At 68.9% G+C, this 23,155-nt stretch carries 20 protein-coding genes; 12 read left to right on the top strand and 8 right to left on the bottom strand.

All coding sequences use genetic code 11. The annotated features are described in order from the left end of the window. Positions 1-249: helix-turn-helix domain-containing protein (locus ABT254_RS44635; RefSeq protein WP_351483457.1), on the bottom strand; the 249-nt coding region annotated here is incomplete at its 3' end. 188 nt (positions 250-437) lie between these two features. Here ABT254_RS44635 and ABT254_RS44640 point away from each other — a divergent pair. From ABT254_RS44640 to ABT254_RS44670, 7 genes are all read left to right on the top strand, one after another. Beyond that, the gene (locus ABT254_RS44640) at positions 438-842 is read left to right on the top strand and encodes an ATP-binding protein (RefSeq protein ID WP_351483458.1); all 405 of its coding nucleotides are present in this window, start codon (positions 438-440) and stop codon (positions 840-842) included. 61 nt (positions 843-903) lie between these two features. Beyond that, the gene (locus ABT254_RS44645; protein ID WP_351483459.1) at positions 904-1,359 is read left to right on the top strand and encodes a VOC family protein; all 456 of its coding nucleotides are present in this window, start codon (positions 904-906) and stop codon (positions 1,357-1,359) included. A 566-nt stretch (positions 1,360-1,925) separates the two neighbouring features. Further along, on the top strand, positions 1,926-3,557 hold the full coding sequence (locus tag ABT254_RS44650) for a peptide ABC transporter substrate-binding protein (protein WP_351483460.1): 1,632 nt from the start codon (positions 1,926-1,928) through the stop codon (positions 3,555-3,557). 138 nt (positions 3,558-3,695) lie between these two features. Further along, entirely contained in the window at positions 3,696-4,625 is a 930-nt protein-coding gene (locus ABT254_RS44655; protein WP_351483461.1) for an ABC transporter permease, read from the top strand. Then, entirely contained in the window at positions 4,618-5,559 is a 942-nt protein-coding gene (locus ABT254_RS44660; protein WP_351483462.1) for an ABC transporter permease, read from the top strand. The genes ABT254_RS44655 and ABT254_RS44660 overlap by 8 nt, the downstream gene beginning before the upstream one ends. Before the next feature lie 11 nt (positions 5,560-5,570). Next, complete coding sequence (locus ABT254_RS44665; RefSeq protein WP_351483463.1) at positions 5,571-6,623, top strand: ABC transporter ATP-binding protein; 1,053 nt, start codon at positions 5,571-5,573, stop codon at positions 6,621-6,623. Then, positions 6,616-7,764: an ABC transporter ATP-binding protein gene (locus tag ABT254_RS44670; RefSeq protein WP_351483464.1), complete on the top strand. Its 1,149-nt coding sequence runs from the start codon at positions 6,616-6,618 to the stop codon at positions 7,762-7,764. The genes ABT254_RS44665 and ABT254_RS44670 overlap by 8 nt, the downstream gene beginning before the upstream one ends. A gap of 101 nt (positions 7,765-7,865) precedes the next feature. On the opposite strand, the gene ABT254_RS44675 is transcribed toward ABT254_RS44670, so the two are convergent. The 6 genes from ABT254_RS44675 to ABT254_RS44700 all read right to left on the bottom strand — a co-directional run bounded on the left by ABT254_RS44675 (position 7,866) and on the right by ABT254_RS44700 (position 15,047). Then, complete coding sequence (locus ABT254_RS44675; protein ID WP_351483465.1) at positions 7,866-8,864, bottom strand: ABC transporter ATP-binding protein; 999 nt, start codon at positions 8,862-8,864, stop codon at positions 7,866-7,868. Beyond that, positions 8,861-9,859: an ABC transporter ATP-binding protein gene (locus ABT254_RS44680; RefSeq protein ID WP_351483466.1), complete on the bottom strand. Its 999-nt coding sequence runs from the start codon at positions 9,857-9,859 to the stop codon at positions 8,861-8,863. The genes ABT254_RS44675 and ABT254_RS44680 overlap by 4 nt, the downstream gene beginning before the upstream one ends. Further along, the gene (locus tag ABT254_RS44685; protein WP_351483467.1) at positions 9,856-10,767 is read right to left on the bottom strand and encodes an ABC transporter permease; all 912 of its coding nucleotides are present in this window, start codon (positions 10,765-10,767) and stop codon (positions 9,856-9,858) included. The genes ABT254_RS44680 and ABT254_RS44685 overlap by 4 nt, the downstream gene beginning before the upstream one ends. After that, on the bottom strand, positions 10,764-11,840 hold the full coding sequence (locus tag ABT254_RS44690; RefSeq protein WP_351483468.1) for an ABC transporter permease: 1,077 nt from the start codon (positions 11,838-11,840) through the stop codon (positions 10,764-10,766). Before ABT254_RS44690 ends, ABT254_RS44685 begins: the two co-directional genes overlap by 4 nt. Before the next feature lie 3 nt (positions 11,841-11,843). After that, positions 11,844-13,715: an ABC transporter substrate-binding protein gene (locus tag ABT254_RS44695; protein WP_351483469.1), complete on the bottom strand. Its 1,872-nt coding sequence runs from the start codon at positions 13,713-13,715 to the stop codon at positions 11,844-11,846. A gap of 288 nt (positions 13,716-14,003) precedes the next feature. Continuing rightward, positions 14,004-15,047: an amidohydrolase family protein gene (locus ABT254_RS44700; RefSeq protein ID WP_351483470.1), complete on the bottom strand. Its 1,044-nt coding sequence runs from the start codon at positions 15,045-15,047 to the stop codon at positions 14,004-14,006. Between the two features lie 202 nt (positions 15,048-15,249). Between ABT254_RS44700 and ABT254_RS44705 the strand changes: the two genes are divergently transcribed. From ABT254_RS44705 to ABT254_RS44725, 5 genes are read left to right on the top strand one after another with little or no spacing between them, the layout of a single operon-like run. Then, positions 15,250-16,884 (top strand): peptide ABC transporter substrate-binding protein, encoded by a 1,635-nt coding sequence (locus ABT254_RS44705; RefSeq protein WP_351483471.1) that lies wholly within the window; start codon positions 15,250-15,252, stop codon positions 16,882-16,884. 6 nt (positions 16,885-16,890) lie between these two features. Beyond that, a complete protein-coding gene (locus ABT254_RS44710; protein ID WP_351483472.1) occupies positions 16,891-17,814 on the top strand; it encodes an ABC transporter permease in 924 nt (307 codons plus the stop codon). Further along, positions 17,807-18,784: an ABC transporter permease gene (locus ABT254_RS44715; RefSeq protein WP_351483473.1), complete on the top strand. Its 978-nt coding sequence runs from the start codon at positions 17,807-17,809 to the stop codon at positions 18,782-18,784. Before ABT254_RS44710 ends, ABT254_RS44715 begins: the two co-directional genes overlap by 8 nt. Before the next feature lie 9 nt (positions 18,785-18,793). Continuing rightward, positions 18,794-19,777 carry an ABC transporter ATP-binding protein gene (locus ABT254_RS44720; protein ID WP_351483474.1) on the top strand — a complete coding sequence of 328 codons (984 nt, stop codon included), beginning with the start codon at positions 18,794-18,796 and terminating at the stop codon, positions 19,775-19,777. Next, positions 19,770-20,801, top strand: coding sequence for an ABC transporter ATP-binding protein (locus ABT254_RS44725; RefSeq protein ID WP_351483475.1), 1,032 nt, complete (start codon positions 19,770-19,772; stop codon positions 20,799-20,801). The genes ABT254_RS44720 and ABT254_RS44725 overlap by 8 nt, the downstream gene beginning before the upstream one ends. A gap of 122 nt (positions 20,802-20,923) precedes the next feature. Here ABT254_RS44725 and ABT254_RS44730 read toward each other — a convergent pair whose 3' ends face one another. Continuing rightward, positions 20,924-23,083, bottom strand: coding sequence for a S9 family peptidase (locus tag ABT254_RS44730; RefSeq protein WP_351483476.1), 2,160 nt, complete (start codon positions 23,081-23,083; stop codon positions 20,924-20,926). Positions 23,084-23,155 lie beyond the last annotated feature (72 nt).

Raw genomic sequence — 23,155 nt, forward strand, 5'->3', positions numbered from 1 at the left:
CCGGTCGGTGGCCATGGACACGAGAGCGTCGATCAACGCCGCGTCAGTGCAGGCGTAGTGGGCCGCCAGACGGCGCACGCGTTCGGCGCTGACGCCGGCGACAGCGGACTCGATCTGGCTGATCTGCACAGAGTCGATGCCGAGCAACTCCGCTGCTGCGCGGGCCTTCATGCCTGTCGCCTCGCGCAGTCTGCGCAGTTCGGTGCCCAGCCGCACCCGGCGGACCGTGAGCTGCCTTTTCGGCGGCAACTGTTCCTCCTGCCCAACTGCCCTGCGGATGTCGCTCGTTCGGGGCCCAGAATACGGCAACGGCTTGCACCTTCCTAAGTTTAGGAAATACCGTCGGTGACGAACCGCACACGCAGCGGAAGTGCACCGCGGATGCGGCGATGCCACCCTGCGTGAAATCCCCACTCACCTACCGGAGTTGATGACGCATGCCCGAAACCTGGGACTACACCCTCTACATCCCGAACGACCTCAGAGCCGTCACGGTCTGCCGCCGCACGCTGCGCCTGATCCTGACCATCCACGGTCTGATCGGGCTGTCGGACACGGCCGAGCTCCTCGCGGCGGAGCTGGTCTCCAATGCCGTACGCCACACCAAGGGGCCCGCCGCCCTCCGGGTGCGCAGGTCCACGGAGGGCGCCGTGTGGATCGGGGCGTGGGACGCCGACCCCGAACCGCCGGAGCCGCCAAGGCCGTTGGAGCAGGTCGGGGAGGCGGAGGAGGGGCGGGGGCTCGGGCTGGTCATGGCGTGCGCGGACAACTGGGGGTGGCAGCCGTCGGCCAGGTTCGGCGATCGGGGCAAATTCATCTGGTGCGACTTGGCCGTGCCGTAGCGCGTTGGTCGACTCAGGCTGAAGCGGACTGACTGTCAGAACCGCCTGCGATGCTCCGAGGATGGAGATGACAGTGCAGCTGACGATCGACTGCTCCGATCCGCAGAGAATGGTGAGTTTCTGGGCCGAGGCTCTGGGCTACGTGCCTGAGCCTCCGCCGGGCGGGCACGCCTCGTGGCGTGCGTACTGGGCGGCGATGGGGGTGCCGGAGGAGGAGTTGCCGGCCGGTGCGGGGGACATCCCGGAGTCGATCATCGATCCCGAGGGACGTGGACCGAGGGTGTGGTTCCAGCAGGTTCCGGAGCTGAAGGTCGCCAAGAACCGGTGGCACTTCGACCTGAAGGTCGGTGGGGGGCGTGACGTCCCACTGGACGTCCGCACCCAGCGGGTCAACGCAGTGGTGGAACGGCTGGTCAAGAGTGGTGCCACCGTGCTGAGGATCAAGGATGAGCCGGACATGGGGCTCTACGCCGCCGCCATGCAGGACCCCGAGGGCAACGAATTCGACGTGGTCTGAGGGCCGATGGCCCGGGGCGTGACCCTTGGGGCGCCCCGGGTCCGGTGCGGAAGGGTAGGGAAAACCCTCGTTCTCGTCCTGGATCCGTCACGGCGGATCCGGCGGCATTACGCTGCTGCCAGCGTGGGCCCTGTCCGTCATCTGTGAGGGCCCGGCGAGCGGCCCTGTCGTGCGGGCTCGTTGGCTGAAAGTGGTGGGCCGTGCACCCCTGCACAGGTACCGCGATTCCGCAACTGAATTTTCATGCCGTTCGCGTTCGGTATACGGACATTCGAGCCCGATAGATGTGTAACAAGTCCGTTTCGCAGGGATCTTTCAGCAAACACTTTGTCCGGATTTTGGAAGATGTGCGCGTCAGGTGTGATCGAATCGAGACCTTGTGAGTGTGGTTCGGCCATGGCGCATGGCAGATAGTTAGGCGCGTAGAGCTCGGGTAAACGGGTCACACGCTGAAGGCGGCGTCGACTCACGAGCGCGGGGCACTTGACCATTTCAGGCACCGGTGACGGTGATGAGTCCTGTGCCCCCCCATGTGGTGAACCAATGGACTCATGAGGAGGAGCCCCATGCGTGGTGCCAAGAGCGCCAAGTGGGTTGCGATAGCCGCGGTTGTGGCGCTGGGTGCGACGGCCTGTGGCGGTGGGAGCAGCGACTCGGGCAGCGGTGGCTCGAAGAAGGTCGACCCGGCTGGCGTCTTCAGCTACCAGAGCAACGAGCCGCAGCACCCGATCCAGCCGGCCAACGTCATGGAGACGGGTGGTGGCCGCATCACCGACGCCCTCTTCAGTGGCCTGGTCGACTACAACCCCAAGTCGGGCAAGCTGGAGAACCTCGTCGCCGAGTCCGTGAAGCAGGACGACGCCAGCCACTTCACGATCAAGCTGAAGCAGGGCTGGACCTTCCACAACGGTGAGAAGGTCACCTCGCACTCGTTCGTGGACGCCTGGAACTGGGGCGCCGACTCGAAGAACGCCCAGCAGAACGCCTCGTGGTTCGCGGACATCAAGGGCTACACCGACGTCCACCCGGACAAGGGCGACCCGAAGACCGACAAGATGTCGGGCCTGACGACGCCGGACGACTACACCATCAAGGTGGCGCTCGCCAACCCGGTGCCGTACTGGACCTACAAGCTGGGCTACAGCGCGTTCTACCCGCTGCCCAAGGTCTTCTACACGAACCCGAAGAAGTACGGCCAGGAGCCCATCGGCAACGGCGCGTACAAGTTCGCCAAGTGGAACCACAACCAGGACTTCCTGGTGAAGACGTACGCCAACTACGCGGGCCCGAAGCCCAAGAACGGCGGCATCGACTTCAAGTTCTACACGACCTCCGAGGCCGCATATCAGGACGCGGTCTCCAACAACCTGGACGTTCTGGACCAGGTCGCGCCGACCGACATGGCCAAGTACCACCAGGACCTGGGCAAGCGCGCGGTGGACGCTCCGCAGAACGCGATCCAGACCGTCGCCGTCGCCGAGTACGCGCCGACGATCAAGAACCTCAAGGACCGCGCGAAGTTCATCGAGGGCCTGTCCATGGCCATCGACCGGAACACCATCACCAAGACGGTGCTGGCCGGTTCGCGTGAGCCCGCCACCGGCTTCGTCCCGCCGGCCGTCGAGGGCTACAAGGCCAACGCCTGTGGCGAGGCCTGCACGTACAACCCGAAGAAGGCCAAGCAGCTGGTCCAGGAGTCGGGCGGCGCCAACGCCACCATCTCGATCCTGTACAACGCCGACGGCGGCCACAAGGAATGGGTGACGGCCGTGTGCGCCAACATCACCCAGAACACCGGCGTCAAGTGCGAGGGCGACTCGAAGGCCGACTTCAAGACGGCCCTGGACGTCCGCACCAAGAAGAAGGTCCAGAGCCTCTACCGCTCCGGCTGGGTGCAGGACTACCCGCTGAACGCCAACTTCCTCAAGGACCTGTACGGCAGCACCGCCGCGGGCAACGAGGGCGGCTACTCCAACAAGGAGTTCGACAAGCTCGCGGCGAAGGCTGACAAGGCCCCCACGCTCGAGGAGTCGGTGAAGCTGTACCAGGACGCCGAGGCGGCCCTGTACAAGGACATGCCGGCCATCCCGCTGTGGTACTACAAGACGAACGCGGGCTACTCGCAGAACGTCACGAACGTCAGCTACGACACCTTCGGCAAGGTTGTCTTCGGCGACGTCGAGGTCTACAAGAAGTAAGAGGCCGCAACGGTCGATTCAACGAGGCGCCCGCGCAGGCCGCGGGCGCCCCACCGTTCGTAATCGGTGGCCGCCCCGCACCCCTCACAAAGGCAACGCTGCGGGGCGGCCGCCGGAGCGGCTCACAATGGAGGCTCGATGGGGCGCTACGTCGCGCGGCGACTGCTCCAGATGATCCCGGTGTTCCTCGGGACCACTCTGCTCATCTTTCTGATGGTGTATTCCCTGCCCGGTGACCCCGTCCGGGCACTGTGGGGCGACAGACCTGCCGACCCCCAGGCGATGGCACGCCTGAAGCACGAGTACTGGCTCGACCGGCCGGTGTTCGAGCAGTACTGGCACTACATCAGCAACGTGGTCAGGGGGGACTTCGGCACCAGCTTCGTGACCGGGCGCAAGGTCGTGGACGTCATGTCCGAGGTCTTCCCGGTGACGATCCGGCTGGCCCTGGTCGCGTTCACCATCGAGATCGTCGTCGGTCTCGGCCTGGGACTCCTGTCCGGCCTCAACCACGGCAAGCTCTACGACAAGCTGGTGCTGGTCGTCACCCTGCTGCTGGTCTCGATCCCGATCTTCGTGCTCGGTTTCGTCGCCCAGACGGTCTTCGGCAACCAGCTCGGCTGGGTGACCCCGACCGTGCAGGACTCCAACAACATCGGTCAGTTGATCCTGCCCGGTATCGTCCTCGGCTCGCTGTCCTTCGCGTATGTCGCCCGGCTCAGCCGGACATCCATCGCCGAGAACCTCCGTGCCGACTACGTGCGCACGGCTGTGGCCAAGGGTCTGCCGCGTCGCCGCGTCATCGGTGTCCACCTGCTGCGCAACTCACTGATCCCCGTGGTCACGTTCCTCGGTACCGACCTGGGCGCGCTGATGGGTGGAGCCATCGTCACCGAGGGCATCTTCAACGTTCACGGCATCGGCAACACGCTGTACAGGTCGATCAACCAGTCCGACAACACGACGGTCGTCGGCATCGTGACCGTTCTGGTGATCGTCTACCTGATCTCCAGCCTCGTCGTCGACCTGCTCTACGCCGTCCTGGACCCGAGGATCCGTTATGCCTGAGGCACTCACGACCGAAACGGCCCTGGAAGAAGCGATCGCCGCCACGGCGACCCCCAGCTCCTCCCAGGACAAGCCGCGCAGCCTTTGGTCCGACGCCTGGCATGACCTGCGTCGCAATCCCTTCTTCGTCATCTCCGGCGTGCTGATCATTCTCCTGGTGCTGGTCGCCGCAGTGCCCGGGATGTTCACTTCGACCGATCCCCGGCACGCGGACCTGGCCCACCACTACCTGACCGGGCCCAACTGGAGCCACATCGGCCAAGCCGACTGGTTCGGGTACGACGGCCAGGGCCGCAGCGTGTACGCCCGGACGGTCTACGGCGCTCGCGCCTCGATCACCGTCGGTATCTTCACCACCCTCGGTGTCGCGGTCCTCGGAAGCGCCATGGGGATGATCGCCGGCTACTACGGCGGCTGGATCGACTCGCTGCTGTCCCGGCTCACCGACGTGTTCTTCGGCATTCCGCTGCTGCTCGGTGCGATCGTCGCCCTGAACGCCTTCACCCACCGCTCGGTGTGGACGGTGGTGGCCGCGATGGTCTTCCTCGGCTGGACCCAGATCACCCGCGTCATGCGCGGTTCGGTGATCACCGTCAAGCAGCAGGACTTCGTGCAGGCCGCGCGGGCGCTCGGCGCCGGTACCGGGCGGATCCTGCTGCGGCACATCCTGCCGAACGCGGTCGCCCCGGTGATCGTCGTCTCCACCATCGCTCTCGGTGGCTACATCTCGCTCGAGGCGACCCTGTCGTTCCTGGGCATCGGCCTTCCGGACAGCGCAGTCTCCTGGGGCAATGACATCTCGTCCGCGCAGACGGTCATCCGTACCGCGCCGCACGTGCTGTTCTTCCCCAGCGCGATGCTGAGCCTCACCGTGCTCGCGTTCATCATGCTCGGCGACGCGGTACGCGACGCCCTCGACCCGAAGATGCGCTGAGGGAGGCGTACGTGACGATCATCGAAGACGCCCCATTCGCGCCCGCCCCCAGGGAGGCCCATGACGGGCCACTGCTCGAAGTGCAGGACCTGCACGTCGAGTTCCACACCCGAGAGGGTGTCGTCAGGGCGGTCAACGGCGTCAACTACAGCGTCAGCGCGGGCGAGACGCTCGCCGTCCTCGGCGAGTCGGGCTCCGGCAAGTCCGTGACCGCGCAGGCCATCATGGGCATCCTCGACATGCCCCCGGCGAAGATCCCCCAGGGCGAGATCCGCTTCCTGGGCCAGGACATGCTCAAGATGTCCGCCGAGGAACGCCGCAAGATCCGCGGCAGGCGCATCGCCATGATCTTCCAGGACGCGCTCAGCTCCCTGAACCCGGTGCTCAGCGTGGGCTACCAGCTCGGCGAGATGTTCCGTGTCCACCTCGGTCTCTCCAAGAAGGAGGCCAAGGCCAAGGCGATCGAGCTGATGGACCGGGTGAAGATCCCGGCCGCCGCGGCCCGGGTGGACGACTACCCGCACCAGTTCTCGGGCGGTATGCGCCAGCGCATCATGATCGCGATGGCGCTGGCCCTGGAGCCGGAGCTGATCATCGCCGACGAGCCGACCACGGCCCTCGACGTGACGGTCCAGGCCCAGGTGATGGACCTGCTCGCGGAGTTGCAGCGCGAGTACAACATGGGTCTGATCCTGATCACCCACGACCTCGGCGTCGTCGCCGACGTCGCGGACAAGATCGCCGTGATGTACGCGGGCCGGATCGTCGAGACGGCCCCGGTCCACGAGCTGTACAAGCGGCCCGCGCACCCCTACACGCGCGGTCTGCTGGACTCGATCCCGCGCCTGGACCAGAAGGGCCAGGAGCTGTACGCGATCAAGGGCCTGCCGCCCAACCTGCTGCGTATCCCCACCGGTTGCGCGTTCAACCCGCGCTGCCCCAAGGCCCAGGACGTCTGCCGTACGGACGTCCCGGCGCTGCTGCCGGTGACCGAGCAGGACGGCGGCGAGCTGCCGGGCCGCGCCTCGGCCTGCCACTTCTGGAAGGAGACGCTCCATGGCTGAGCTCAGCAAGAACGACGAGCCCCAGGACGCCACGCCGAACGTCTCCGAGGTGGACGTGGTCGACGCGCACTCCGAGGAGGAAGCCGTCGCCGCCATCGAGGCGCCGGTGGAGCGGGGCGAGCCCATTCTCCAGGTGCGCAACCTGGTCAAGCATTTCCCGCTGACCCTGGGCATCCTGTTCAAGAAGCAGGTCGGCGCGGTCAAGGCCGTCGACGGTGTCTCCTTCGACCTGCACCAGGGCGAGACCCTGGGCATCGTGGGCGAGTCCGGCTGCGGCAAGTCCACGGTGGCCAAGCTCCTGATGAACCTGGAGCGGGCGACGGCGGGCGAGATCTTCTACAAGGGCCAGGACATCACCAAGCTGTCCGGCCGGGCGCTGAAGGCCGTCCGCCGCAACATCCAGATGGTGTTCCAGGACCCGTACACCTCGCTCAACCCCCGTATGACGGTGGGCGACATCATCGGCGAGCCCTTCGACATCCACCCCGAGGTGGCTCCGAAGGGCGACCGGCGCCGCAAGGTGCAGGAGCTCCTGGACGTCGTGGGCCTCAACCCGGAGTACATCAACCGGTACCCGCACCAGTTCTCCGGCGGTCAGCGCCAGCGCATCGGCATCGCCCGCGGCCTGGCCCTGAACCCCGAGATCATCATCTGCGACGAGCCGGTCTCGGCCCTGGACGTCTCCGTCCAGGCTCAGGTCATCAACCTGATGGAGCGACTGCAGGACGAGTTCAACCTCTCCTACATCTTCATCGCGCACGACCTGTCCATCGTCCGGCACATCTCGGACCGGGTCGGGGTGATGTACCTCGGCAAGATGGCCGAGATCGGCACCGACGAGCAGATCTACGAGCACCCGACGCACCCCTACACCCAGGCGCTGCTGTCGGCTGTTCCGGTGCCGGACCCGGAGGCCCGTGAGCACCGCGAGCGGATCATCCTGACCGGCGACGTGCCGTCCCCGGCGAACCCGCCGTCCGGCTGCCGCTTCCGCACCCGCTGCTGGAAGGCCGAGGACAAGTGCGCCGAGGAGGTGCCGCTGCTTGCGATCCCCGAGCGCTTCAAGGGCTCGGACTCCCCGGCGGCCCACGAGTCCGCGTGCCACTTCGCGGAGGAGAAGGACGTCGTGGGCGCGGCCTGACGTCCCCGCAGCACCCGTACGGTTCCCGGCACCCCGCAAAGGTGCCGGGAATCGGCGTTTTCCGAGGGACCGACAGCTCGGCCACGTGCCGCCGGTCTGCCTCAGGCCATGGTCCGCGCCCGCGCCCAATGACAAGCCACCTGCTCCCCGCCGCCCCCGCCCAGCACCTCCAGATCCTGGTTCCGGCAAGCGTCCGCGACCCCCGCCCGCTCCGCCTCCCCGCTCGCCAGCACCTGGCACCGGGCATGGAACCGGCACCCGGACGGAATGCGGGACGGATCCGGCGGCTCGCCGGTCAGTACCACGGGGTCGCCCCCTGCCTCCGGCAGGACCGACAACAGCGCCTGGGTGTACGGGTGCCGAGGAGCCGTCAGGACCTGCTCCACCTCGCCCGTCTCCACGATCCGGCCCAGGTACATCACCGCGACCCGGTCGGCGATGTTCCAGGCCAGGCCCAGGTCGTGGGTGACCACCAGGGCGGACAGGCCCAGTTCGGTGCGCAGCCGCAGCAGGAGGGCGAGGATCTCGCCGCGTACGGAGGCGTCGAGGGAGGCCACCGGCTCGTCGGCGACGATGAGTTCGGGTTCCAGGACCAGCGCGCCGGCGATCACGACCCGCTGGCGCTGGCCGCCGGACAGTTCGTGCGGGTAGCGCAGGAAGAACCGCTCCGGGGGGCGCAGGCCCGCGTGGGCGAGGGCCTCGGCCACGGCCGCCCGCTCGTTCCCCGTACGGCCGTGGATCCGCAGGCCCTCGGCGACCGCGTCGTACACCGTGTGCCGGGGGTTGAGTGAGCCGGTCGGATCCTGCAGTACGAGCTGGACGCGTCGGCGGTACGCCTTCAGCGCCCGGGAGGAGTACTCCAGGGGCTTCCCGGCGAACGTGATGCGTCCTGCGGCCGGTGTCACCAGGCCGAGCAGCGAACGCGCCAGCGTCGTCTTGCCACAGCCCGACTCGCCGACCAGCGCCACGATCTCCCCGGCCCGGATGTCCAGTTCGACACCGTCGACGGCCCGCGCCGCGGGGGCACCGTGCCGCCCGGGAAAGGTCACGTGCAGGCCCTGGGCGCTGAGCAGGGGCGGTGGCGGTGAGGTCGTCGTCATGTGGTGCTCCTCGCGTCCTCGGTCGGGCCGGCCGGTGGTGGGACCGCTGCCCCGACGTGCACACAGGCCGCCCTCCGCCCCCGCCCCGCGTCCCGCAGCCGCTGGTCCTCGGTGGTGCACTCGTCCAGGGCGACCGGGCAGCGCGGGTGGAAGGTGCATCCGGAGGGCAGCGCGGCGGGATCGGGCGGGTCGCCGGGCAGGCCGCTCGGGGCGAAACGGGAGGCCCGGTCGCCGATGCGCGGGAAGGCCGCCGAGAGGGCCTTGGCGTACGGGTGCCGGGCGTCCTCGTAGACCTGCCGGGCGGGGCCCTCCTCGACGACCCGGCCGGCGTACATCACCGCGAGCCGGTCGCAGGTGTCGGCCAGCACCGCGAGGTCGTGGCTGATCATGATCAGGCCGACGTCCTGCTCGGCGACGAGCTGTTCGATCAGCCGCAGGATCTGCGCCTGGATCATCACGTCCAGGGCGGTGGTCGGCTCGTCGGCGATGACCAGCCGCGGGTCGCAGGCCAGCGCCATGGCGATCATGACGCGCTGGCGCTGGCCGCCGGACAGCTCGTGCGGATACGCCGACGCGCGTCCCGCGGGCAGGCCCACCTGCTCCAGCAGCTCTCCGGTCCGCTTGCGCGCGGCGGCCGCCGTCGCCCCGTGGTGCAGCAGGATCGGCTCGGCGATCTGGTCGCCGACGCGGTGCACCGGGTTGAGCGAGTGCATCGCCCCCTGGAAGACGATCGAGGCGCCCGCCCAGCGCACCGCCCGCACCTGCCCCCACCGCATGGTCAGGACGTCCTCGCCGTTCAGCAGGATCTCCCCGGCCACCCGGGTCCCGGCGGGCAGCAGCCTCAGCAGCGCGAGCGCCAGCGTGGACTTGCCGCACCCCGACTCACCCGCGATGCCGAGCTTCTGCCCCGCCGCGAGGGACAGGTCCACGCCCCGCACCGCGGCCGCTCCACCGGCATACGTCACTTCGAGGTCCCGTACCTCCAGGAGTGTCAACGGGCCACCCCCAGCCTGGGGTTGAGGACGGACTCCACGGCGCGTCCGCACAGCGTGAAGGTCAGCGCTACCACCGCGATCGCGATGCCCGGTGGTACCAGGTACCACCAGTCGCCGGAGCTGACCGCACCGGCCTCGCGGGCGTCCTGCAGCAGGCCGCCCCAGGAGATGACCGTGGGGTCACCGAGGCCCAGGAAGGCGAGTGTCGCCTCGGCGAGGACGGACGAGGAGATCATCAGGGTGGTCTGGGCGAGGACCAGCGGCATCACGTTGGGCAGGACATGGCGGGTCATGACGTGCCAGTGCCCGCCGCCGAGCGCCTTCGCCCGTTCGATGTACGGCCGTGACTCCACCGCCAGCGTCTGCGCACGCACCAGCCGGGCCGTCGTCGGCCAGGACGTGACGCCGATCGCGAGGATCACCGTGCCCAGGGAGCGGGACATCACGGTGGCCAGCGCGATGGCGAGCACCAGCGCCGGCATCACGAGGAACCAGTCGGTGATGCGCATCAGCACGGTCGCGTACGGCCCCCGGAAGTGCCCGGCCGTGATCCCGACGACCGTGCCGATCACCACCGACAGCACCGCCGCGAGCAGCCCGACCAGCAGCGAGACCCGGGAGCCCCACACCACCAGGCCCAGCAGATCGCGCCCGAACCGGTCGGTGCCCAGCGGGAATTCACCGCTCGGCGGCTGGAGCGGACTGCCCGGCGCGTCGGTCACGCCGGCCACGTCCGAGCCGACCGTCAGCGGCGCCGTGAGTGCGGCCAGCGCGAACAGGGCGAGCGCTCCCAGACCGACCAGGCCGGCGCGGTGCGTGCGGTACTGCTGCCAGAACCGCACGGCGGAGCGGCGGCGGCGCTGCCAGGCCAGCCGGCGAGGGGTCTCCTGCACCGGTGCGGTCGTCATCGGCCCACCCGGGGGTCGAGCAGCGGATAGACCAGGTCGGCCAGAGTGTTCATGACGATCACCGCCGAGGCGAAGAAGAGGAACAGGCCCTGGACGAGCGGCAGGTCGGGGACGCTCAGCGCCTGGTAGAACAGTCCGCCCAGGCCTGGCCAGGAGAAGACCGTCTCGACCAGGATGACGCCCGCGACCGTCCGGCCGAGATTGACGAAGACCAGGGTGACCGTGGGCAGCAGCGCGTTCGGCACGGCGTGCCGGCGCCGTACTAGATCGTCCCTCAGACCCTTGGCGCGGGCGGTCGTCAGATAGTCGCTGCCCATCTCGTCGAGCAGCGCCGAGCGGGTCACCAGCAGCGTCTGGCCGTACTCGACGGCCACGAGCGTGAGCACCGGCAGGACGAGGTGGTGGGCCACGTCCAGGACGTACGCGAAACCCTCCTTGCCGCCCGACTCCATGCCGCCGGTCGGGAACAGCCCGGGGACGGGGCCGAGGCCCACGCCGAACACGATGATGACCAGCAGGCCCAGCCAGAAGGACGGCACGGAGTACAGGGTCAGCGCCAGACCCGTGTTCAGCCGGTCGCCGAGCCCGCCGTTCCGCCAGGCCGAGCGGGTGCCGAGGAACATGCCGAGCGCGGTGTAGAGCACGAAGGCCGTGCCGGTCAGCAGCAGGGTGTTCGGCAGGGCTTCGGTGATCTTGTCGATCACCGGCGTGCGGAACTGGTACGACGTGCCCAGGTCACCGGTGAGCGCCTTGCCGCAGTAGTCCGTGAACTGCCGCCACACGGGCAGGTCGAGCCCGAACTCCCTGCGGTAGGCGGCCAGTTGCTCCGCCGAGACGGGGCGGCCTCCGGTCATCGTCTTGACCGGGTCACCGGGGATCAGCCGGAACAGGAAGAACCCGGTGACCAGCACGGCGAGCAGCGACACGGCGGCGCCGCCCGCCTTGCCCGCCCCGTACCGCAGGTACGCGGAGGCGGTGCGGGCCCGTGGTCCGCGGGCCGCCGGACCGGCCGGGACCGGTACGGCGGCCTTGTCGACCGCGGCGGACGCCGCGTCAGGGGCGGTTGGCTGCATGGGCTACTCGCGGTCGTCCGCGGTGGCGCGGCGGCGCCGCGCGAGGAGCAGTCCGGCGCCGGCGAGGACCACGACACCCGCGGCGACACCGACGATCACCCCGGTCGAGGAGCCCCCGGAGGAGCCGCCCGAGTCGGCCGGGACCGCCGACCACCAGCTCCAGTAGCCGTCCTGGCCGTAGATGTTGCCGGCGGCCTTGGGCATCGTCTCGATCGACTTGATCTGGTCGGTGCGATAGGCCTCGACGGCGTTCGGATACGCCATGACGTTCATGTACCCCAGGTCGTACAGCCGCGACTCCATCTGCTTGACGATGTCGGCCCGTTTGGCGGAGTCGTACTCGGCGAGCTGCTTGGTGTACAGGCCGTCGTAGGTCTTGTCGCAGATGAAGTTGTCGGTCGCGCCGGTGTCCTTCGGGGTCGCCGGCAGGGCGGCGCAGGTGTGGATGGACAGCACGTAGTCCGGGTCGGGGTTGACGGACCAGCCGTCGAAGGCGAGGTCGTACTTGCCCGCGAGCCAGGGGTCGGTGACGTTGTCCAGGCAGTCGAGGGTCATGCCGATGCCCAGCTTGGCCCACCACTCCTTGAGGTACTGGCCGACCGCCTTGTCGTTGGGGTCGGTGGCGTGGCACAGGACCCGGTAGTTCAGCGGTTTGCCGTCCTTGCCGACCCGCTTGCCGTCGGCGTTCTTCTTGTAGCCGGCCTGGTCGAGGAGCTGTGCGGCCCTGGCGGGGTCGTAGGCGAGTGCCTGGCTCGCCGACGGTTTCCAGAAGTACGTCGAGAAGCGCGGCGGGATGTAGCCCTGGCCCTCGACCGCGTGCCCTTGGAAGACCTTGTCGATGATGGTCTTGCGGTCGACGGCCAGGAACAGGGCGTGCCGCACCCGCTGGTCGAGCAGTGACGGGTCGCCGTCGCCGAACTTCTTGCCGTTCTTGGCCTGCGCGCCCGGGTTGGTCGCGAGGGCGTAGAAGCGCCGGCCCGGGGCGTCGTTGACGCGGATGCCCTTCTGGCCCTTGAGGGAGGCCGCCTGGGCCGGTGTCAGGGCGGGCGCCCCCGCGACGAAGGAGACCTCGCCCTTGCGCAGGGCGGCCACGGCCGCGTCCTGGTCCTTGTAGTACTTGAAGACCAGCTCGTCGAACTTGGGCGCCCCGCGCCAGAAGCTCTTGTTGGCCTTCAGCCGGACGTAGCTGTCCGCCTTGTAGTCGGTGAGGACGAACGGCCCGTCACCGACGACGGGGAAGGACTTGTCGTTGTTGAACTTCGAGAAGTCCTTGACGTCCTTCCAGATGTGCTCGGGCACGATCGGCACATCGAGCGCCGTCATGGTGGCCTGGGGCTTCTTCAGCTCGACGACCAGCTTGGTGGGGCTGGGCGCCGTCACCTTGCGGAAGTTGGTGACGAAGCTGCCGTTCGCGGTGGCGGCCGCCTGGTCGGTCATCAGCTTGTTGAACGTCCAGGCGGCGTCCTCGGCGGTCACCTTCTGCCCGTCCGACCACTTCGCGTCGGAGCGGATCGTGTACGTCCAGGTGAGCTTGTCGGCGGACGGCTGCCAGCGCGTGGCCAGGCCCGGGACCGGGTGGGCGTCCCCGGGGTCGTAGTCGGTCAGGTACTCGTACGTCAGCCGCAGAACGCTCGTGCTGACCAGACGCACCGCCAGGAAGGGGCTCAGCGAGTCGACGCTCTGCGCCACGGCGACGGTGAGGGTTTTCTTGCCCTGGGCGGCCTCCGCGCGCTGGGGCGCCGGGTTGAGCGGAGTCGCGAGGCCCGCCGAGAAGGTCAGGGCGGCGGCGCCGGCGGCCGTCATGAGCCGGACCGTGTGCCATCGCGGCCTTCTCGGATGTGAACGCCTGGTGCCGTGCTGGTCTTGTGTGCTCATGGATCGTGACCTCACGTCATCGCTCGCACGGGGACGGCTGGTTCGGACTTCAGGAGCGGGTTTGGCCTGGTGACGGGCCGACTGGGTGATGAGTGTGTCTACCAGCGGCAGTCTGCGCACGTCAACGGCGCGTGAAACCAATGGTGGCCTGCGAAAACGGCGATTTGATGTTCGCTCGGACCGCTATTGGTCAAGACCTGTGAAGGGGGCCTGGTAGAGCGCTGACGCCGTCAACGGAGGGAACCGGCCACCGTGATGATGTCGTGACTTCTGCGAACGGACGACCCGTCAGCGGACCACAAGGCCGCGCAGCACGATGCGGCGTGGATGCCGCAGCACGGCGGGTTCACGGCGCGGGTCGGAGTCGTAGACGGTGATGTCGGCCAGGGCGCCCTCGGTGAGGCCGGGCAGTCCCAGGAACGCGCGGGCGGTCCAGCTCGCGGCCCCGACGGCGGCCTCGGCGGGCAGCCCCGCCGCGATGAGATGCTCGACCTCCGTGGCCACGTTCCCGAAGGGCGCGGAGTCGGTGCCGGCAAGAACGGTGACTCCGGCGTCATGGGCCTCGCGCACACGCCGGATCATGGTCGCGTGGCCCTTGTGCCACAGGCGCCCGCGCGGGGTGTCCCTGGTGCGGCGCGGGGCGCTCCGGGCGAAGGTGGTGAGCGTGGGGACGTACACCGTGCCGTGCGCCGCCATGAGGTCCACGCACTCCTCGGGCATCCCCATCCCGTGCTCGACCGAATCGACGCCCGCGCGCGCCGCGTTGACGGCACCCTGCCCGGACTGACAGTGCGCGGCGACCCGGCCGCCGGCCGCGTGCACGGCGTCGGTCACGGCGCGCAGCACTTCGTACGGCACCGGGTCCGCCTCGAAGTCCCAGTCGCCCACCAGCTTGCACCAACCGTCGTGAGCCCTTGCCTCCGCGACCGCGGCGGTGACCAGGTCGTCCGTCACGGTGTGGAAGGGGGCGCTCCTCGACAGTCCGGCCCAGGCCAGCCATCGCCCCGCGCTCACCATGCGCGGGCTGTCGGGGGCCTCCCGCATCCCGGCGGGTATCTCCCCCAGGAGCCCCGGGAAGCGCAGTGCCGTCGTCCCTGCGTCCCGGTGCAGGCCGACCTGCTTCGTGAACGCCTCGGCGTCGAAGGCCGGTTCGTCCTCGGAGGGGGCGCCCGGATGGGTGTGCACGTCGACGAGACCGGGCAGCAGGAACCCCCCGTCGGCGAGGGTGTCGGCCGGCTGCGACGGACGCTCGAAGGTGATGCGGTCCCCGAGCGTCCACAGGTCCCGGACCGAGCCACCGGGGAGCACGGTTCCGCGCAGATGCAAGGCCATGGGGCCGCAGTCTCGCCGTTGGACCTGCGGACGGCAAAACGGCGGCTCGTGCCCGGTACACCGTGTGCTCGTCGTAGACCGTGCGGCCGGTCCCCGGGTTCGGGGACGGCCCGTCCCACAGACGGGTGCGCCGAATGTGCGCCTCGTGTCATTTGCTCGGATATTGACCGGTAACGGACCGGCATTCCCGAGGAGGCATCCCATGCCCGGAGCCACGCACGCCACATGGGCCGCCGGCGTCGCGGCGCTCGCACTCGCCGCGACGGCCTGCGGCAGTAGCAGCAGCAGCAGCGGCGGCGGTGGTGACAGCAGTGCGGTGCTCAGCTCCTCCTGGGGAGACCCGCAGAACCCGCTGGAGCCGGCCAACACCAACGAGGTGCAGGGCGGCAAGGTCCTCGACATGATCTTCCGGGGGCTGAAGCGGTACGACCCGAAGACCGGCGCCGCCAAGGACATGCTCGCCGAGAAGATCGACACCACGGACTCGCAGAACTTCACCGTCACCGTCAAGAGCGGCTGGAAGTTCAGCAACGGCGAGGCCGTCACCGCCAAGTCCTTCGTGGACGCCTGGAACTACGGCGCGAGCCTCAAGAACAACCAGAAGAACGCGTACTTCTTCGGGTACATCGAGGGCTACGACAAGGTCCACCCCGAGACCGGCAAGCAGACCGCCGACACGCTCTCCGGCCTCAAGGTCACCGGCCCCCAGACCTTCACCGTCAAGCTCACCCAGAAGTTCTCGACCTTCCCGGACACCCTCGGCTACTCGGCCTACGACCCGCTGCCCCAGGCCTTCTTCTCCGACCACGCCGCCTGGATCAAGAAGCCGGTCGGCAACGGGCCGTACACGGTGGAGTCGTACACCAAGGGCTCGAAGATGTCCCTGAGGAAGTGGGACGCGTACCCCGGCACGGACAAGGCGCAGAACGGCGGGGTGGATCTCAAGGTCTACACCGACAACAACACCGCCTACACCGACCTGATGGCCGGCAACCTCGACCTGGTGGACGACGTCCCGGCCGCCCAGCTCAAGAACGTCAAGGCCGACCTCGGCGACCGGTATCTCAACACCCCCGCCGGCATCATCCAGACGCTCGCCTTCCCCTTCTACGACCCGGACTGGAACAAGAGCGGCTCGGAGAAGGTCCGCAAGGGCCTGTCCATGGCGATCAACCGCAAGCAGATCACCGACACGATCTTCCAGAAGACCCGCACCCCGGCCACCGACTGGACCTCACCGGTCCTCGGCACGAAGGGCGGCTTCCAGGACGGGCTGTGCGGGAGCAGTTGCGAGTACAACCCCAGCGAGGCCAAGAAGCTGGTCCAGGAGGGCGGCGGGCTCCCCGGCGGCCAGGTCAAGATCTCGTACAACGCGGACACGGGCTCCCACAAGGAGTGGGTGGACGCCGTCTGCAACTCCATCAACAACGCGCTCGGCAACGACAAGGCCTGCGTCGGCAACCCGGTCGGCACCTTCGCGGACTTCCGCAACCAGATCGGACAGCACAAGATGACCGGGCCGTTCCGGGCCGGCTGGCAGATGGACTACCCGCTCATCCAGAACTTCCTCCAGCCCCTCTACTACACCAACGCCTCCTCCAACGACGGCAAGTGGTCCAACAAGGACTTCGACAATTTCGTCAACCAGGCCAACAGCGAGACCGACACCGCCAAGGCGATCGGGCTCTTCCAGGACGCCGAGAAGGTCGTCCGCGACAACATGGCGGCCATCCCGCTCTGGTACCAGAACGGCAGCGCGGGCTGGTCCGACCGCCTCTCGAACGTCGCGCTGAACCCGTTCAGCGTCCCCGTCTACAACGAGATCAAGGTCGGCTGACCGCGCATGGGACGGTACGTGGTCCGGCGTCTGCTCCAGATGATCCCGGTGTTCATCGGGGCCACGCTGCTGATCTTCCTGATGGTGAACGTGATGGGTGACCCCATCGCGGGACTGTGCGGCGAGCGGCAGTGCGACCCGGCCACGGCCGCGCAGCTGAAGAAGGAGTTCGGTCTCGACAAGCCGGTGTGGCAGCAATACCTGACCTACATGGGGAACGTCTTCACCGGCGACTTCGGTACGGCGTTCAACGGCCAGGAGGTCACCGAGCTGATGTCGACGGCGTTCCCCGTCACCATCCGGCTGACGATCGTCGCGATCCTCATCGAGATCGTCATCGGCATCACGCTGGGGGTGATCACCGGTCTGCGGCGCGGCCGGCCGGTCGACACCTCGGTCCTGCTGGCCACCCTCGTGGTCATCTCCGTCCCCACCTTCGTGACCGGCCTGCTGCTCCAGCTGCTCCTCGGCGTCGAGTGGGGCTGGATCAAACCGTCGGTCTCCACCGACGCCACCTTCAGCGAGCTGATCGTGCCGGGTCTGGTCCTCGCGTCCGTCTCCCTGGCCTACGTCACCCGGCTGACCCGTACCTCCATCGCGGAGAACCGGCGCTCCGACTACGTCCGCACGGCCGTCGCCAAGGGCCTGCCGAGGCAGCGGGTGATCATCCGCCATCTGCTGCGCAACTCGCTGATCCCCGTGGTCACCTTCATCGGCACGGACATCGGCGCGCTGATGGGCGGCGCGATCGTCACCGAGCGGATCTTCAACATCCATGGCGTCGGCTACCAGCTCTACCAGGGCATCCTGCGCCAGAACACGCAGACCGTCGTCGGCTTCGTGACCGTACTCGTCCTCGTCTTCCTGGTGGCCAACCTGCTGGTCGACCTCCTGTACGCCGTACTCGACCCGAGGATTCGCTATGCCTGAGCAGCACGAGTCCGAGGGCGCCATCTCCTCCGCCGGCATGGGCGGCGCGATGGACCTCGCCGTGAGCGAGGGGGAGACGCTGGAGGGGACCCCCCGCGGCCCGGGCGGCACCGGCCCGGCGGGCAGGCCGCGCTCCCTGTGGTCGGACGCCTGGCGCGACCTGCGCCGCAACCCCGTCTTCATCGTCTCGGCGCTGGTGATCCTGTTCCTGGTCGTGATCTCCCTGTGGCCGTCGCTGATCGCCTCCGGCAACCCCCTCAAGTGCGACCTCGCCAAGGCACAGGAGGGCTCGCAGCCCGGGCATCCCTTCGGCTACGACGGCCAGGGCTGCGACGTCTACACGCGCACCGTGTACGGCACCCGCATCTCCATCAGCGTCGGCGTCCTGGCCACGCTCGGCGTCGCGCTCCTCGGCTCGGTCCTCGGCGGACTCGCGGGGTACTTCGGCGGGGGCTGGGACTCCCTGATGTCCCGGATCACCGACATCTTCTTCGCGATCCCGGTCGTGCTCGGCGGTCTCGTCCTGCTCTCCGTGGTCACCAGCAACACCATCTGGCCGGTCATCGGGTTCATCGTGCTGCTCGGCTGGACGCAGGTCTACCGCATCGCCCGCGGCTCAGTCATCACCGCCAAGCAGAACGACTACGTGCAGGCCGCCCGCGCACTCGGCGCCTCCGACTCCCGCATCCTGCTGCGGCACATCACGCCGAACGCCGTCGCCCCGGTGATCGTCGTGTCGACCATCGCGCTCGGCACGTACATCGCGCTGGAGGCGACCCTGTCGTACCTCGGCGTCGGTCTGAAGCCGCCCACGGTCAGCTGGGGCATCGACATCTCGGCGGCCTCCCCGTACATCCGCAACGCCCCCCACATGCTCCTGTGGCCGGCCGGCGCGCTGGCGGTCACCGTGCTGGCGTTCATCATGCTCGGCGACGCGGTCCGCGACGCCCTCGACCCGAAGCTGAGGTGAGCCGACGTCATGCTGCTCGAAGTGCGGGACCTGCACGTGGAGTTCCGGACCCGGGACGGGGTCGCCAGGGCCGTCAACGGGGTCGACTACGCCGTGGACGCGGGGGAGACCCTCGCGGTGCTCGGCGAGTCCGGGTCCGGGAAGTCCGTCACCGCGCAGGCGGTCATGGGCATCCTCGACATGCCGCCCGGGAGGATCACCGGCGGCGAGATCCTCTTCCAGGGCACGGACCTGCTGAAGCTGAAGGAGGACGAGCGCAGGAAGGTCCGCGGCGCCGAGATGGCCATGATCTTCCAGGACGCGCTGTCCTCCCTCAACCCGGTGCTCTCGGTGGGCGACCAGCTCGGCGAGATGTTCGTCGTGCACCGCGGGATGTCGAAGAAGGACGCGCGGGCGAAGGCCGTCGAGCTGATGGAGCGGGTGCGGATCCCGGCCGCAAGGGAGCGGGTCAAGGACTACCCGCACCAGTTCTCGGGCGGGATGCGCCAGCGCATCATGATCGCGATGGCGCTGGCACTGGAACCCGCGCTGATCATCGCCGACGAACCGACGACGGCGCTGGACGTCACCGTCCAGGCCCAGGTGATGGACCTGCTCGCCGAGTTGCAGCGCGAGTACCACATGGGGCTCATCCTGATCACCCACGACCTGGGCGTGGTCGCCGACGTCGCCGACCGGATCGCCGTGATGTACGCCGGCCGGATCGTCGAGACGGCCCCGGTGCACGACATCTACAAGGTGCCCGCGCACCCGTACACCAAGGGCCTGCTGGAGTCGATCCCGCGGCTCGACCAGAAGGGCCGGGAGCTCTACGCCATCAAGGGCCTGCCGCCCAACCTCATGCACATCCCGCCGGGCTGCGCCTTCCACCCCCGTTGCCCGATGGCCCAGGACGTGTGCCGGACCGACGAGCCGCCCCTGTACGAGGTGAACGGTGAGGAGCCGGCCCGGCGCAGCGCCTGCCACTTCTGGAGGGAGTGCATGAATGGCTGAGCCGATTCTTCAGGTCAGGGGCCTTTTCAAGCACTATCCGCTCACTCAGGGGATTCTCTTCAAGAAGCAGGTCGGCGCGGTGAAGGCCGTCGACGGCGTGGACTTCGAACTCGCCCGCGGTGAAACCCTCGGCATCGTCGGGGAGTCCGGCTGCGGCAAGTCGACGGTCGCCAAGATGCTGGTCAACCTGGAGAAGCCGACGGCGGGGGAGATCCGCTACAAGGGCGAGGACATCGCCAAGCTGTCCGGCAAGGCCCTGCGCGCCGTGCGGCGCAACATCCAGATGGTCTTCCAGGACCCGTACACCTCCCTCAACCCCCGGATGACCGTGGGCGACATCATCGGGGAGCCGTACGAGATCCACCCCGAGGTGGCACCCAAGGGCGACCGGCGGGCGAAGGTCCAGGAGCTGCTGGACGTGGTCGGGCTCAACCCCGAGTACATCAACCGCTATCCGCACCAGTTCTCCGGCGGCCAGCGCCAACGCATCGGCATCGCGCGGGGTTTGGCGCTGCGCCCCGAGGTCATCGTCGCCGACGAGCCGGTCTCCGCGCTGGACGTCTCCGTGCAGGCCCAGGTCATCAACCTGATGGACCGGCTGCAGAGCGAGTTCGAGCTGAGCTACGTCTTCATCGCGCACGACCTGTCGATCGTCCGGCACATCTCGGACCGGGTCGGGGTGATGTACCTCGGGCGGATCGTGGAGACCGGCAAGGACGCCGAGATCTACGACCATCCGACGCACCCCTACACCCAGGCGCTGCTGTCCGCCGTGCCCGTGCCCGACCCGGTGGCGCGGGAGCGCCGGGAGCGGATCATCCTCTCGGGAGACGTGCCGTCACCGACGAACATCCCCTCGGGGTGCCGCTTCCGCACACGGTGCTGGAAGGCGCAGGAGCGGTGCGCGCTGGAGGTGCCCCTGCTGGCGGTGCCGGCCGAGTTCCGGCATGTGAGCGGTCCGGCCGCCCATGACTCGGCCTGCCACTTCGCAGAAGAAAAGGCCGTCGTGCCGACCGAGGAGTAACACGCAGGCAACTTGGCCGACCCGGTTCCGATATACGGACGCGTCAGTCTCTAGAGCGTACGGCCGTGCGGGTGCCGTAAACGGGCCGGGGCTCGCCATGTAGCCCCGGCCCGTTGCCGTGCCTAAACCTGCCCCAGCGACCGCTTCAGGAAGTCGAGTTGGAGCAGCAGCAGGTTCTCGGCGACCGACTCCTGCGGGGTCATGTGCGTGACGCCGGACAGCGGCAGCACCTCGTGCGGTCGGCCGGCGGCCAGCAGCGCGGACGACAGCCGCAGGGAGTGGGCGACCACCACGTTGTCGTCGGCGAAACCATGGATGATCATCATCGGGCGGTGCGGCTCGGCCGCGTCCACCAGGCCCGCGTCGTCGATGAGCGAGTTGCGGCGGTAGACCTCCGGCTGCTCGTCGGGGTGGCCGAGGTAGCGCTCCTGGTAGTGGGTGTCGTACAGCCGCAGATCGGTGACCGGGGCGCCCACCACGGCCGCGTGGAAGACGTCCGGGCGGCGCAGCACCGCGAGCGCCGCCAGATAGCCGCCGAAGGACCAGCCGCGGATGCCGACCCGCGTCAGGTCCAGCGGGAAGCGGTCGGCAAGCGCCCGGAGCGCGTCCACCTGGTCCTCGACGGTGACCCCCGCGAGGTCGTCGCGGACCGCTTTCTCCCAGGCCGGGGAGCGGCCGGGGGTGCCGCGGCCGTCCGCGACCACGACCGCGAACCCCTGGTCGGCGAACCACTGCGAGGTCAGATGCGGATTGTGCGCGGCCACCACCCGCTGGCCGTGCGGACCGCCGTAGGGATCCATGAGGACCGGGAGCGGACTCTCGCCGTCGTGATCGCGGGGAAGCAGCACGGCGCACGGGATGCGCCGTGCGCCCCCCTCGGTGAGGGTCACCCGCGGGGTCATCCCGGGGTCCTCCGCGTACGAGGCGACGGTCGCCGTCTTCCCCCAGCCTCCGGCCGGGGGGACCCCCATCTCCCTTCGGTCGCCGTCGCGAAGCACCCGCACGCGGGCGCCCGGCCGGTCCGGCGCGGCGGACACCAGCACGGTCACGCCGCCGGCGCGCACCGCCGAGTGCACGCCGGGCTCCTGCGAGACCCGCTCCAGGCCGAGTTCGTTGACACGGTAGACATGCACCTCGCCGGTCTCGGGCGCCTCGGCCTCCTCGCCGGCGGACGCGGCGATCAGCACGTTGTCGTCCGAGACGTCCAGCACCGCGCGGACATGCAACTGCGGTCCGGTCAGCGGGCGTTCGCCCACCGCCAGGACCCGCGCACCGCCCTCGTCCACGATGCGCACGAGCTGCCCGGAGGGGCTCCAGCAGGGCACCCCGGGGAAAAGATCAAGCCAAACCTGATCTTCGTCCGCGTGCACCAGCCGGGTCGCGCCCGTCTGAGGGGTCACGGCCAGGAACAACTGGCTGCGCTGGTCGCGCGCTTGCACGAGCAGCAGAGGTGTGCCCGCCTCTGACCAGTGCACATGCGCCAGATACGGATAGCGCGCCCGGTCCCAGACGACCTCCGTGCGCACCCCGTCCAGACCGATCACGAACAGCCGTACGTCCGCATTGTCGGTGCCCGCCGCCGGGTAGGCGACGTGCTGTGGCTCACGTTCCGGGTGGGCCGGGTCGGAGATCCACCAGCGCCGTACCGGCGTGTCGTCCACGCGCGCGACCAGCAGCCGGTCCGAGTCCGGGGACCACCAGAAGCCGCGCAGGCGTTGCATCTCCTCGGCCGCGATGAACTCCGCCAGCCCGTAGGTGACGTTCGCCGACTCCGGCTCCGCGAGGGCCCGTTCGTCCTTGCCCTCGGCACCCACCACCCGCAGTGCACCCTGTGCGACGTACGCGACATGCCTGCCGTCGGGGGAGGGGCGCGGGTCGATCGCCGGTCCGGGGGTGGGGAGTTCACGTGCCGTACCGGCCCGCAGCTCCGCCGTGAAAAGCCGCCCTGACAAGGCAAAAGACGCCAACTCCACGGCCGCGTCGGTGGCGTAGCCGACGATGCCGGCGCCACCCTCGCGGCTGCGCTCGCGGCGCGCCCGCTCCTCGGGCGGCAGGTCCTCGGAGGCGCCGCCGAGCAGGGCGCGCGGGTCGGCCGCCACGCGCTCCCCGCCGTCCTGTACGTCGAGCACCCACAGGGAATTCGCCCTGTCCGTACCGGAGGTGGAGCGCAGGAACACGACACGGGTGCCGTCGGGCGCCACGGTGAAGGCGCGCGGCGCGCCCAGGGTGAACCGCTGGGTGCGGGCGTGCCTGCGGGGGAAGGAGTCGGACGTCGTCGTCATGCCCTGACCATATTGGCCATGCGCCCCCTTGTGCGGCTGTGCGCCGATCGATGCGCGCGGTCGGATAGTTAT

The organism is Streptomyces sp. NPDC001137, assembly GCF_040298885.1.
In the GTDB taxonomy this organism is placed as follows: domain Bacteria; phylum Actinomycetota; class Actinomycetes; order Streptomycetales; family Streptomycetaceae; genus Streptomyces.

What these genes read in the sequence shown, in the direction of transcription:
- ABT254_RS44640 (WP_351483458.1), top strand. Translation starts at nt 438, where the DNA reads ATGCCCGAAACCTGGGACTACACCCTCTACATCCCGAACGACCTCAGA.
- ABT254_RS44645 (WP_351483459.1), top strand. Translation starts at nt 904, where the DNA reads ATGGAGATGACAGTGCAGCTGACGATCGACTGCTCCGATCCGCAGAGA.
- ABT254_RS44650 (WP_351483460.1), top strand. Translation starts at nt 1,926, where the DNA reads ATGCGTGGTGCCAAGAGCGCCAAGTGGGTTGCGATAGCCGCGGTTGTG.
- ABT254_RS44655 (WP_351483461.1), top strand. Translation starts at nt 3,696, where the DNA reads ATGGGGCGCTACGTCGCGCGGCGACTGCTCCAGATGATCCCGGTGTTC.
- ABT254_RS44660 (WP_351483462.1), top strand. Translation starts at nt 4,618, where the DNA reads ATGCCTGAGGCACTCACGACCGAAACGGCCCTGGAAGAAGCGATCGCC.
- ABT254_RS44670 (WP_351483464.1), top strand. Translation starts at nt 6,616, where the DNA reads ATGGCTGAGCTCAGCAAGAACGACGAGCCCCAGGACGCCACGCCGAAC.
- ABT254_RS44675 (WP_351483465.1), bottom strand. Translation starts at nt 8,864, where the DNA reads ATGACGACGACCTCACCGCCACCGCCCCTGCTCAGCGCCCAGGGCCTG.
- ABT254_RS44685 (WP_351483467.1), bottom strand. Translation starts at nt 10,767, where the DNA reads ATGACGACCGCACCGGTGCAGGAGACCCCTCGCCGGCTGGCCTGGCAG.
- ABT254_RS44690 (WP_351483468.1), bottom strand. Translation starts at nt 11,840, where the DNA reads ATGCAGCCAACCGCCCCTGACGCGGCGTCCGCCGCGGTCGACAAGGCC.
- ABT254_RS44695 (WP_351483469.1), bottom strand. Translation starts at nt 13,715, where the DNA reads ATGAGCACACAAGACCAGCACGGCACCAGGCGTTCACATCCGAGAAGG.
- ABT254_RS44700 (WP_351483470.1), bottom strand. Translation starts at nt 15,047, where the DNA reads ATGGCCTTGCATCTGCGCGGAACCGTGCTCCCCGGTGGCTCGGTCCGG.
- ABT254_RS44705 (WP_351483471.1), top strand. Translation starts at nt 15,250, where the DNA reads ATGCCCGGAGCCACGCACGCCACATGGGCCGCCGGCGTCGCGGCGCTC.
- ABT254_RS44710 (WP_351483472.1), top strand. Translation starts at nt 16,891, where the DNA reads ATGGGACGGTACGTGGTCCGGCGTCTGCTCCAGATGATCCCGGTGTTC.
- ABT254_RS44715 (WP_351483473.1), top strand. Translation starts at nt 17,807, where the DNA reads ATGCCTGAGCAGCACGAGTCCGAGGGCGCCATCTCCTCCGCCGGCATG.
- ABT254_RS44720 (WP_351483474.1), top strand. Translation starts at nt 18,794, where the DNA reads ATGCTGCTCGAAGTGCGGGACCTGCACGTGGAGTTCCGGACCCGGGAC.
- ABT254_RS44725 (WP_351483475.1), top strand. Translation starts at nt 19,770, where the DNA reads ATGGCTGAGCCGATTCTTCAGGTCAGGGGCCTTTTCAAGCACTATCCG.
- ABT254_RS44730 (WP_351483476.1), bottom strand. Translation starts at nt 23,083, where the DNA reads ATGACGACGACGTCCGACTCCTTCCCCCGCAGGCACGCCCGCACCCAG.